At 69.9% G+C, this 8,050-nt stretch carries 7 protein-coding genes; all 7 read left to right on the top strand.

Annotated elements, in window-relative coordinates:
• Nucleotides 1–401: 4-hydroxyphenylacetate 3-hydroxylase C-terminal domain-containing protein (locus FCN18_RS31455; RefSeq protein ID WP_323808384.1), on the top strand; the 401-nt coding region annotated here is incomplete at its 5' end.
• 2 nt (nt 402–403) lie between these two features.
• Nucleotides 404–1,183, top strand: coding sequence for a dioxygenase family protein (locus tag FCN18_RS31450; protein ID WP_137096779.1), 780 nt, complete (start codon nt 404–406; stop codon nt 1,181–1,183).
• Nucleotides 1,183–2,301, top strand: a complete 1,119-nt coding sequence (locus FCN18_RS31445) for a muconate cycloisomerase family protein (protein WP_113642252.1) — start codon at nt 1,183–1,185, stop codon at nt 2,299–2,301. The genes FCN18_RS31450 and FCN18_RS31445 overlap by 1 nt, the downstream gene beginning before the upstream one ends.
• The gene (locus FCN18_RS31440) at nt 2,298–3,077 is read left to right on the top strand and encodes an IclR family transcriptional regulator domain-containing protein (RefSeq protein WP_137096778.1); all 780 of its coding nucleotides are present in this window, start codon (nt 2,298–2,300) and stop codon (nt 3,075–3,077) included. Before FCN18_RS31445 ends, FCN18_RS31440 begins: the two co-directional genes overlap by 4 nt.
• A gap of 111 nt (nt 3,078–3,188) precedes the next feature.
• Nucleotides 3,189–3,683 (top strand): NADH-quinone oxidoreductase subunit NuoE family protein, encoded by a 495-nt coding sequence (locus tag FCN18_RS31435; RefSeq protein WP_112265155.1) that lies wholly within the window; start codon nt 3,189–3,191, stop codon nt 3,681–3,683.
• Nucleotides 3,680–5,230: a formate dehydrogenase beta subunit gene (locus FCN18_RS31430; protein WP_112265157.1), complete on the top strand. Its 1,551-nt coding sequence runs from the start codon at nt 3,680–3,682 to the stop codon at nt 5,228–5,230. Before FCN18_RS31435 ends, FCN18_RS31430 begins: the two co-directional genes overlap by 4 nt.
• A gap of 3 nt (nt 5,231–5,233) precedes the next feature.
• Nucleotides 5,234–8,044: a formate dehydrogenase subunit alpha gene (fdhF, locus tag FCN18_RS31425; protein ID WP_137096777.1), complete on the top strand. Its 2,811-nt coding sequence runs from the start codon at nt 5,234–5,236 to the stop codon at nt 8,042–8,044.
• Nucleotides 8,045–8,050: the final 6 nt, after the last annotated feature.

Genomic DNA, 8,050 nt, shown 5'->3' with positions numbered 1-8,050 from the left:
GCTACCCGCGCGTGCGCGAGATCATCATGCAGGACCTCGGCAGCGGGCTGATCTACCTGCCCTCGCACGCCATGGACTTCCGGTCCCCGGAGATCCGCCCGTATCTCGACCAGTACGTGCGCGGCTCCAACGGCATGGAGGCCGTCGAGCGCGTGAAGCTGATGAAGCTGATCTGGGACTCGATCGGCAGTGAGTTCGGCGGCCGCCACGAGCTCTACGAGCGCAACTACTCCGGCAACCACGAGGGCGTGCGCGCCGAACTGCTCTTCGCCGCCCAGCAGTCCGGCGCGGCCGACGCCATGAAGGGCTTCGCCGAGCAGTGCATGGCCGAGTACGACCTCGACGGCTGGACCGCCCCAGACCTCGTCAATCCCGACGACGTCAGCCTCCGGAGGAGGTAGTCATGACAACGACCGCAGCGGTGAACCCCACCCAGCAGCGCACGGCGGAGGTAGTGGCCGACATCTTCGGCGTGATCAACGAGCGGCTGGTGCGGCACTCGGTGACCTACCCCGAGTACCAGGCGGCCAAGGCGTGGTTGATCAAGGTCGGCGAGGCCGGCGAGTGGCCGCTGTTGCTCGACGTGTTCTTCGAGCACACGATCGAGAAGCTCGCCTCCGAGCGGCGCCAGGGCAGCTCCGGGTGCATCGAGGGCCCGTACTACGTCCCGGGCGCGCCCGAGCTGTCCTCACCGGCCACGCTCCCGCAGCGGCCGGACGAGCCGGGCGACGTGCTGGTGTTCACCGGAACCGTCCGCGACCTCGACGGCAACCCGCTCCCCGGCTCGGTGGTGGACATCTGGCAGGCCGACGCGCTCGGCTACTACTCGCAGTTCCACCCCGACCCTCCACAGTGGAACCTCCGCGCGAACGTCACCACCGGCGCGGACGGCCGGTTCGAGATCACGACGGTTGTCCCGGCGCCGTACGAGATCCCGAAGGAAGGTCCGACCGGTCAGCTGATCAGGGCCGCGGGCTGGCACCACTGGCGGCCCGCACACCTGCACATGATGGTGCGCGCGCAGGGTTGCCGGACGCTGACGAGCCAGCTGTTCTTCGCGGGCGGCGAGTACGTCGACGAGGACATCGCGAGCGCCGTGAAGCCGGAGCTCACGCTGGAGCTGGCCCACCTCGGCGACGGGCGCTACGCGGCCGAGTACGACTTCACACTGGATCCCGCGTGATGGGAGAGCTGTCCATCGCTTCGGTCCGCACGGTGGTGGTCGACCTGCCGCTGCGCCGGCCGCACAAGTTCAAGTCGATGAGTGCGACCAGGCAGAGCTACCTGGTGGTGCGGCTGCGCACCGAGGGCGGCGCCGAGGGGGTCGGCGAGGCCGTGGTGCCCGGCGGACCGTGGTGGGGCGGGGAGAGTGTCGAGTCGATGAAGGTGATGGTCGACGAGTACCTCGCCCCGCAGCTCGTCGGCGCCGAAGTGTCGCGCGTGGACTACCTGATGGACCGGCTCGACCGCGTGGCCGCGCGGAACTCCTTCGCCAAGGCGGCGCTGGAGATGGCGATCTTCGACGCGTGGGGCAGGACGCTCGGCGTGCCGGTGTACCAGCTGCTCGGCGGGCTGTACCGCGAGTCGATTCCCGTGACGTGGGCGCTCGGCGCCGAGGAGTCGGAGGTGGTGTTCGCCGAGGCCGAGGAGAAGCTCTCCTCGGGCCTGCACGCGTCGTTCAAGCTCAAGATGGGCGCGCTCGACCCTGCCGCGGACACCGCGCGCGTCGCCTCGGTGGCCAGGGCGCTCGGCGACAAGGCCAGCGTGCGCGTCGACCTCAACGCGGCGTGGGACGAGCCGACGTCGGCTCGTTGGCTGCCCGTGCTGGAGGAGGCCGGCGTCGACCTGGTCGAGCAGCCGGTGCCGGGCTGGAACGTCGACGCGATGCGCAGGCTCGCCGCGCGGCTAACGATCCCGGTGATGGCCGACGAGAGCCTGCTGACCCCGCACGACGCCCTGCGGCTGGTCGGCGAGGAGGCGGCGGACATCTTCTCGCTGAAGGTGCACAAGCACGGCGGTCTGTCGGCGACGAGGAGGGTCGCCGCGGTCGCGGAGGCGGCGGGCCTGCCCTGCCACGGCGGGTCGAGCATCGAGAGTTCCATCGGCACCGCCGCGGCGGCACACGCCTACGCGGCCATCAGGGGCGTCACGTTCGGCTGTGAGCTGTTCGGCCCGTTGTTGCTCGCCGAGGACCTGGTCACCGACCCGCTGACGTACGCCGACGGCGCGTTGCGCGTGCCGAGCGGGCCGGGTCTCGGCGTGACGATCGACGAGGAGAAACTGGGCAGGTTCGCCCGATGAAGTCGCCCGACGAGAAGGACTACGTCCAGTCGCTCGAACGCGGTCTCTCAGTGATCCTCGCCTTCTCGGACCGCCGCCCCAGGCTGACCCTCGGCGAGCTTTCCGAGCTGACCGGCCTTTCCCGCCCGACCGTGCGGCGCCTCGTGCTCACGCTGGAGCGGCTGGGCTACGTCCGCACCGAGGGCAGGCAGTACGTGCTCACGCCGCACGTCCTCGCACTGGGCAACGCCTACCTGTCTTCGCTCAACCTGACCGAGGTGGCCCAGCCCTACATGGAGGACGTCACCAAGGTCACGGGGCACACGTGCTCGCTGGCTGCGCTCGACGGCGAGGACGCGGTGTTCCTGACCCGTGTGCCCTCCCGCCGCGTCATGCGGCACACGCTCACCACGGGTACGCGGCTGCCCGCGTTCGCGACGTCGATGGGCCGCGTGCTGCTGGCCTGGCTGCCCGGACACGAGATCGAGGAGTTCCTGCACCACGCGCCGTTTCCGAGGATCACCGCGCGGACGGTGACCGACCCGGACCGGCTGCGCGAGATCCTGCGGGAGGTGCGCACGCAGGGCTGGGCGCTGGTGGACCAGGAGTTCGAGGAGGGTGTGCGCTCGTTCTCCGCGCCGGTGCTCGACTCGGGGGGCCGCGCCATCGCGTCGCTGAGCATGTCGGTGCCCGCAGGGGAGCTGAGCGTGGCCGACATCGAGGCGGAGACGCTGCCCGTGATCGTCGAGGCCGCGCGGGAGATCAGCAAGCAGCTCGGCGCCCCGGACAGGGGCTGACGAGCGATTCGGTGCGTTCCACACCCGCCCGGCGGAACGTACCCTTGTTGTCTACGTCACCGCGCGGGTACGATCGACGATGTATACCGTATACATCAAGGAGGTTGCGGTATGGCGGTGGACAGCGCCGGTACGTCGGTCGTGGAACGCGTTCGAGCCGTGATCGACGCGCACAAGGGCGAGCGAGGAGCCCTGCTCCCGATCCTGCACGGCATCCAGGCCGAGTTCGGCTACATCGCCCCGGAAGTGGTTCCGGTGCTGGCGAACGAGCTGAACATGAGCCGCGCCGACGTGCACGGCGTGATCACCTTCTACTCCGACTTCCAGGCCGAGCCCTCGGGCACCACGACGGTGCGACTGTGCCGCGCGGAGGCCTGCCAGTCGGTGGGTGCGGAGCGCCTCGTGGCGGACGCCGAGCAGGTGTTCGGCGTGAAGGTGGGGCAGACGACGCCGGACGGCTCGGTGACGCTCGGGCAGGTCTTCTGCCTCGGCAACTGCGCCCTCGGCCCCGCGGCCCAGATCAACGGCCGGATGTACGGGCTCATGGACCGGGCGCGCCTGGTGGAGCTGCTGGTACGCGCGGAAGGTGGCGAGGAGACCGCATGATCACCGTCTACGTGCCGAGGGACTCGGCAGCCGTCTCGGTGGGCGCCAACGAGGTCGCCGCCGCGATCCAGCGCGAGGCGGGCGCCGAACCCGTCCGGATCGTGCGCAACGGCTCGCGCGGCATGCTCTGGCTCGAACCGTTCGTGGAGGTGGAGACCGACCGGGGCCGCGTCGGCTACGGGCCGGTGACGCCTGAGGCCGTGCCCGGTCTCGTCGAGGCCGGGCTGTTCGAGGGCGCGCCGCACGAGCTGTGCCAGGGCGTCGTCGACGAGCTGTCGTGGATGCGCGACCAGCAGCGCCTGTGCTTCGCCAGGGTCGGCGTCACCGACCCACTATCCACAGAGGACTACGAGGCGAACGGCGGGCTCGCTGGGCTGCGCAGAGCACTGGAGCTCGACCCCGCGGACGTGGTCGCACAGGTGACCGAGTCGGGCCTGCGCGGCCGCGGCGGCGCGGGGTTCCCCGCGGGCATCAAGTGGAACACGGTGCGCGGCACCGAGGGCCCGCTGAAGTTCGTGTGCTGCAACGCCGACGAGGGCGACAGCGGCACGTTCGCCGACCGGATGCTCATGGAGGGCGACCCGTTCTGCCTCATCGAGGGCATGACCATCGCCGCGCACGCGGTGGGCGCGAGCGAGGGCTACATCTACATCCGCTCGGAGTACCCGGACGCCGTGAACACGATGCGCAGGGCCATCGACATCGCCTACGCGCACGGCTGGCTCGGTGAGAACGTGCTCGGCTCCGGGCTGAAGTTCGACCTCTTCGTGCGCGTGGGCGCGGGCGCCTACATCTGCGGCGAGGAGACCTCCATGCTGGAGAGCCTCGAGGGCAAGCGCGGCATGGTCCGCTCGAAGCCGCCGATCCCCGCGATCACCGGGCTGTTCGGCAAGCCGACCGTGGTGAACAACGTGCTGACCCTCGCCAGTGTGCCGACGATCCTCGCCGACGGCCCGCAGGCGTATGCCGACCTCGGCGTCGAACGCTCCCGTGGCACGCAGGTGTTCCAGCTGGCGGGCAACATCGCGCGCGGCGGGGTGTTCGAGACCGCGTTCGGCATCACGCTCGGCGAGCTCGTCAACGGCTACGGCGGCGGCACGCGTTCCGGCCGCCCGGTGCGGGCCGCGCAGGTCGGCGGCCCGCTCGGCTCGTACGTGCCGACCTCGCAGTTCGAGCTGCCGATGGACTACGAGGCGTTCGCGGCCGCGGACGCGATGCTGGGCCACGGCGGGGTGGTGGTGTTCGACGACACCGTGGACATGGCGGCGATGGCACGGTTCGCGATGGAGTTCTGTGCCGAGGAGTCGTGCGGCAAGTGCACGCCGTGTCGCGTCGGCGCCGTGCGCGGCGTCGAGGTGATCGACAAGATCACGGGCGGCGAGGACCGGGACGGCAACCTCGCGCTGCTGAACGACCTCTGCGAGCTGATGACCGACGGGTCGCTGTGCGCGATGGGCGGGCTGACCCCCAACCCGGTGCGCAGTGCGCTGACCCATTTTCCCGACGACTTCATGACGAACAACGCCCGCCACGAGGAGGCGAAGTAGACCATGGGTCTGTTGAAGGAACACGACTTCGGCACCCCGGCCAAGCCGGGACCGGCGACCGTGACCGTCGAGATCGACGGCGTGCCAGTGACCGTGCCGGAGGGCACGTCGATCATGCGCGCGGCGGCGGAGACCGGGACGGACGTCCCGAAGCTGTGCGCCACCGACAGCCTCGAGGCGTTCGGCTCCTGCCGGCTGTGTCTCGTGGAGATCGACGGCAAGAAGGGCACCCCGGCCTCGTGCACCACGCCCGTGGCCGAGGGTATGAAGGTGCGCACGCAGACGCCGAAGCTGGAAAAGCTGCGGCAGGGCGTGATGGAGCTCTACATCTCCGACCACCCGCTCGACTGCCTCACGTGCGCCGCCAACGGCGACTGCGAGCTGCAGGACATGTCCGGCGTCGTCGGGCTGCGGCAGGTGCGCTACGGCTACGAGGGCGAGAACCACCTCGACGCGCCCAAGGACACCAGCAACCCGTACTTCGACTTCGACGCGTCCAAGTGCATCGTGTGCTCGCGGTGCGTGCGGGCCTGCGGCGAGGTGCAGGGGACGTTCGCCCTGACGATCGAGGGCCGCGGCTTCGACTCCAAGGTGTCGCCGGGCGCCGCCGAGCTGTTCATGGACTCCGAATGCGTCTCGTGTGGCGCGTGCGTGCAGGCGTGCCCGACCGCGACGCTGCAGGAGAAGTCCGTCGTGGACCTCGGCATGCCGACGCGGACCGTGCTCACCACGTGCGCCTACTGCGGCGTCGGCTGCTCGTTCAAGGCCGAGCTGCGTGGCGACGAGCTCGTGCGCATGGTGCCGTACAAGGACGGCGGCGCCAACGAGGGCCACTCGTGCGTCAAGGGCCGGTTCGCTTTCGGCTACGCGACCCACCCCGACCGCAAGCTCAACCCGATGATCCGCGAGAAGATCACCGACGAGTGGCGCGAGGTCGACTGGGAGACCGCGATCTCGTACGTCGCCGAGAAGTTCCGCGACATCCAGGCCCGCCACGGCGCCGGTTCCATCGGCGGCATCACGTCGTCGCGCTGCACCAACGAAGAGGTCTACGTGGTGCAGAAGATGGTGCGCGCGGCGTTCGGCAACAACAACGTCGACACGTGCGCCCGGGTCTGCCACTCGCCCACCGGCTACGGCCTCAAGCAGACGTTCGGCACCTCGGCGGGCACGCAGGACTTCCGCTCGGTCGCACAGGCCGACGTGATCGTGGTGATCGGCGCGAACCCGACCGACGGGCACCCCGTGTTCGCCTCGCGCATGAAGCGCAGGCTGCGCGAGGGCGCCAAGCTGATCGTCATAGACCCGAGGCGGATCGACCTCGTGCGCTCGCCGTACATCGAGGCGGAGCACCACCTCCAGCTCGCACCCGGCACCAACGTCGCGATCGTCAACGCGATGGCGCACGTCGTGGTCACCGAGGGCCTCGTCGACCGGTCGTTCGTGGCCGACCGCTGCGAGGAGTTCGACGAGTGGGCCGCGTTCATCGCCCGTGAGGAGAACAGCCCCGAGGCCACCGAGTCGATCACCGGCGTGCCCGCGGAGCAGGTGCGCGCGGCGGCACGGCTTTACGGAGGCGCGGGCAACGGCGCGATCTACTACGGCCTCGGCGTCACCGAGCACAGCCAGGGCTCCACGATGGTGATGGGCATGGCGAACCTCGCGATGGCCACGGGCAACATCGGCCGCGAGGGAGTGGGGGTGAACCCGCTGCGCGGGCAGAACAACGTGCAGGGCTCGTGCGACATGGGCTCGTTCCCGCACGAGCTGTCGGGCTACCGGCACGTGTCCGACGACGCCGTGCGCGAGGTGTTCGAGAAGCTGTGGGAGCGCCCGATCCTCCCGGAGCCGGGCCTGCGGATCCCGAACATGTTCGACGCCGCCGTGGACGGCACGTTCCTCGGCCTGTTCGTGCAGGGTGAGGACATCGCGCAGTCCGACCCGAACACCCAGCACGTCAACGCCGCCCTTTCAGCGATGGAGCTGGTGGTGGTGCAGGACCTGTTCCTCAACGAGACGGCGAAGTTCGCGCACGTCTTCCTGCCGGGCACGTCGTTCCTGGAGAAGGACGGCACGTTCACCAACGCCGAGCGGCGCATCAACCGCGTGCGCCCGGTGATGGCGCCGAAGACGGGCAAGGACGAGTGGCGCGTGGCGTGCGAGATCGCGCAGGCGATGGGCTACGCCATGAACTACGAGCACCCGCGCGAGATCATGGCGGAGATCGCGGCGGTGACGCCGACCTTCGCTGGTGTCTCGTTCGAGAAGCTCGACAAGCTCGGCAGCGTGCAGTGGCCGTGCAACGACAAGGCCCCGGAGGGCACGCCGACGATGCATGTCGACGCCTTCGTGCGCGGCAAGGGCCGGTTCGTGCAGACGCCGTTCGTGGCGACGCGGGAACGCAGCACGCGCAAGTACCCGCTGATCCTCACCACCGGCCGCATCCTGTCGCAGTACAACGTGGGCGCGCAGACGCGGCGCACCGCCAACGTCGCGTGGCACCCGGAGGACGTGCTGGAGATCCACCCGCACGACGCCGAGGTGAGGGGCATCGAGAACGGCGACGAGGTGACGCTTTCCAGCCGGGTGGGCACCACGACGCTGCGCGCGCTGATCGCCGACCGGATGCCCGTGGGGGTCGTGTACACGACGTTCCACCACCCCGTGACCGGGGCGAACGTGGTGACCACCGAGAACTCCGACTGGGCGACGAACTGCCCCGAGTACAAGGTGACTGCGGTGCAGGTGGGCCTCAAGCACGCGGTGGACCGGCACGACGCGGCCCGCGACGAGGAACCGGCGCTGGCGGACTAGTCGAGG

The organism is Prauserella endophytica (assembly GCF_005146945.1).
Lineage (GTDB): Bacteria > Actinomycetota > Actinomycetes > Mycobacteriales > Pseudonocardiaceae > Prauserella_A > Prauserella_A endophytica.
The sequence above is the reverse complement of the archived record's forward strand: the minus strand, read 5'-3'. Positions and strand labels throughout refer to the sequence as shown.

Coding starts and splice junctions, on each gene's coding strand:
- FCN18_RS31445 (WP_113642252.1), top strand. CDS start 1,183: ATGGGAGAGCTGTCCATCGCTTCGGTCCGCACGGTGGTGGTCGACCTG.
- fdhF (WP_137096777.1), top strand. CDS start 5,234: ATGGGTCTGTTGAAGGAACACGACTTCGGCACCCCGGCCAAGCCGGGA.
- FCN18_RS31430 (WP_112265157.1), top strand. CDS start 3,680: ATGATCACCGTCTACGTGCCGAGGGACTCGGCAGCCGTCTCGGTGGGC.
- FCN18_RS31440 (WP_137096778.1), top strand. CDS start 2,298: ATGAAGTCGCCCGACGAGAAGGACTACGTCCAGTCGCTCGAACGCGGT.
- FCN18_RS31450 (WP_137096779.1), top strand. CDS start 404: ATGACAACGACCGCAGCGGTGAACCCCACCCAGCAGCGCACGGCGGAG.
- FCN18_RS31435 (WP_112265155.1), top strand. CDS start 3,189: ATGGCGGTGGACAGCGCCGGTACGTCGGTCGTGGAACGCGTTCGAGCC.